Genomic DNA, 3,233 nt, shown 5'->3' on the forward strand with positions numbered 1-3,233 from the left:
TTTAGATAAACCTTTTGAAAAATTAGAACCTTTAAGTTTAAATAAACAAAATGAGTTTTTACTGAAGGCTTATTATAAAGTTTATCAAAGTATTAAACATTGTAGAGATTTTAACGATAGATTTATTAAAAGCTATGATAAAATAAAAAACTCTTTTATTGTATTGCAAAATTCTCAAGAAAATGAAACCCTTATCAAAGAAATCATTAAAGATATAGATAAAATTAAAACTCAAATCGATAATCTTTATAATACTCAAGAAAATTTATTGCAAATTTTAAGCCCTTTACTGACGCAATTTGAACTTAATCTTGCTAGAATTTATGTTTTAAATCCTAAAACCAAAGAAGATGCTTTTAATAAAAGTATTCTTTGGATAAAAGAACATTTAGAATTTATGGAATTAGTTTATGGACATATCAAAGCACAAGAAAGCGCTTTGATAAAAAATATACTTCCTTTAGAAGAAAAACTTAAAGAAATAAAATTAGATAAATGGATGGAAAGGGTAAGAAGGTGAGAGAAGAACTTTTTTTAAAAAATACTCAAGCTTTATTTGAAGTTGATGAAACTCTAGCTTATAAATTAAGATCACTTAAAAATATAACTTTGAAACTTATTCAAAATGAAAATGGAATCAATTTTGCAAAAGATGAAATCTTACTTTATCAAAATCCCAATCAAGAGCTTTTAGAAAATCTTAGCCTTTTTCAAAGTGAATACGCAAAATATCCTGTTTTGTTTTTTTATGGTTTTGGAAATGGAATGCTTTATAAAAGTTTATGTGAAAATAAAAATCATCGACATATTATTGTTTTTGAAGATGATTTAGAAATTTTAGCCCTTGCTTTTTATTTATTTGACTTTAGTGAAGCCTTAAAAAATGAAAAACTCATACTTTTTCACACTCAAACGCTAAATATTGCACAACTTAGCACACTTTTTAGCTATGAAGTCATTCAAAAAAGTGTAAAAATTTTTAATCTTTTTATCCATAGCGATTTTTATCAAAAATTCCAAAACACACAAATACAAAATACAAACACCCAACTCATAGAAATGATACGCTTTATTGTTTTAAACAAAGGCAATGATCCGCATGATTCTTTGGTAGGTATCAAACATACTTTAGATAATCTTCCTAAAATGTTAAATCATGGAATTTTTCAAGAATTTCTTAAAGAAAGAAGAGCTAAAGTTAAAAATGCTATCATTGTTTCTACAGGACCAAGTTTAATTAAACAACTTCCTTTATTAAAAAAGTATGCTAATAAAGCTACGATTTTTTGTGCGGATAGTGCTTATGTTATCCTTGGAAAATACGGTATAAAGCCTGATTATGTTTGTATGTTAGAACGTGATGATATAGTTTCTAAATGTTTTGATAATGATTTTGGCGATTTTAACAAAGACATACTTTTCATACTTGCTTCTGTGGTTCACAAAGAAGTATTAGATTTTTTAGAAAAAGATCAAAGAACTTATATGCTTGTACATCGCCCTTTAAATTTTGCAGCGAGTTTAAAACTTAATGAATACGGATATTTAGGAGTAGGACATAGCGTTTCAAATATGATCTATGAATTAGCCGGGGCCTTAAGATTTGAAAATATTATTTTCATAGGACAAGATCTTGCTTATAGTGAAGATGGAAGTTCTCACCCTAAAGAACACATTCATGGCAGCCAAGGTGAAGAAATCAGAGGGGAAAGCTATACCTTAGCTTATGGTGGAAAAGGCAAAGTAAGAACACAACTTACTTGGAATTTATTTCGTCAAGCGTTTGAAAAAGATATTTTTTGGACAAAAGAAAAACTTCATATCAACACTTACAACTGTACCGAAGGTGGAGCGAGGATAGAAGGAACTATAGAAAAACCTTTTCTTTGGGTTTGTGAGAATTTACTTGATAAGGATTTAAACAAACCTTTTGATTTTCCAAAAATTTTAGATAAAAAACAAGCCAAAGAAAAATTAGAAAAAACAAAAAAATATCTCCAAAAAAATATTTTAGAATCCAAAGAATTTATCAAAAAAGCTCAAACTCAACTTCAAAAACTCAGATACACTTTAGAAAAAAACAAAGATGATTTTCACACTCTTGAAAAAATCAAAAACAATCTCTTAAATCTTTTCAAAGAATTTAAAAAACTCAAATTTTTTAACGAACTTACTCGAGCAATTTATTTTCATAATGAATGTGAAATTTTAAAATTTGAAGTTTTAAATGCAAACAAGCAAAAAGAAAATTTGATAGATTTTTTAAAAATACAACACAATTGGTTTATACAAGGTTTAGGATACCTTGACACTCAAAACCAAACTATAGAAAAAAGTTTAGAAAATTGGAATTTTGACGATATAATCAAAAAATAATTAGGATTTCCAATGACCTTCACCCCTACCCAAAAAGAACTCTTTAATAAAAACATTGAAGCTTTAGGTAATATTCTTTTAAAAGAAAGTTTAAAAGAAATCAAGTCTAGTAAATTTGAACTTATCTTAGGTAAAGATAATCTTGATATCAATCTAAAAGATACAAGTGATAATACTTTTCTTTATGAAAATGTTATTGATGAATTAAACACTATGCTAAACACTTATAATGATAAATACCTACTTTATCCTGTATTGTATTTTTATGGTTTTGGAAATGGAATTTTATTTAAAGCTTTATTACAAAATAAAAATCATCAACATATTATTGTTTTTGAAAAAGATATAGAAATCATTTGGGTCATGTTTCATATCTTAGATTTTTCAAATGAATTGCAAAATTCAAGATTGATGATTTTAGAAACTAGTTCTTTAAATATAGAATTTTTTTCTAATTTTTGTTCTAACAAACCTTTCTTTCAATTTTCTAGAATTTATTTTTTAGAACTGATGAGTAATTATTATGAAAGATTTCATGAGGATGTTTTGGAGTTAAATAAAAAGCTAGTGCAGCATTTTAAAGATTCTATTATTTCTCATGGTAATGATCCCCTTGATGCTCTTCAAGGCATAGAGCAATTTGTTTATAATCTTCCTCAAATGATCACTCATCCTAGTTATAAAGAATTACTTTCTAAAAGAAAGAATTTAAGTGATACAACTATCATTGTTTCTACAGGACCCTCTCTTACTAAACAACTTCCTTTGTTAAAAAAATATGCTAATAAAGCTACAATTTTTTGCGCAGATTCTTCTTATCCTATTTTAGCTAAGCATAATATTAAGCCTGATTATGT

Annotated in this window: 2 protein-coding genes and 1 pseudogene; all 3 read left to right on the plus strand. The window is 26.4% G+C overall.

Going from position 1 to position 3,233, the window contains the following annotated elements:
* Positions 1 to 520: pseudogene (locus AJ936_RS10655) on the plus strand (DUF115 domain-containing protein); the annotation flags it as partial.
* A complete protein-coding gene (locus AJ936_RS09420; protein WP_079861669.1) occupies positions 517 to 2,376 on the plus strand; it encodes a motility associated factor glycosyltransferase family protein in 1,860 nt (619 codons plus the stop codon). The pseudogene AJ936_RS10655 and the gene AJ936_RS09420, both read left to right, overlap by 4 nt.
* Positions 2,377 to 2,388: 12 nt before the next feature.
* The coding region (locus AJ936_RS09425; protein WP_148123992.1) for a 6-hydroxymethylpterin diphosphokinase MptE-like protein at positions 2,389 to 3,233 on the plus strand (845 nt) is incomplete at its 3' end.

It is taken from the genome of Campylobacter sp. BCW_6877 (assembly GCF_001762445.1).
GTDB classification, from domain to species: Bacteria; Campylobacterota; Campylobacteria; order Campylobacterales; family Campylobacteraceae; genus Campylobacter_D; species Campylobacter_D jejuni.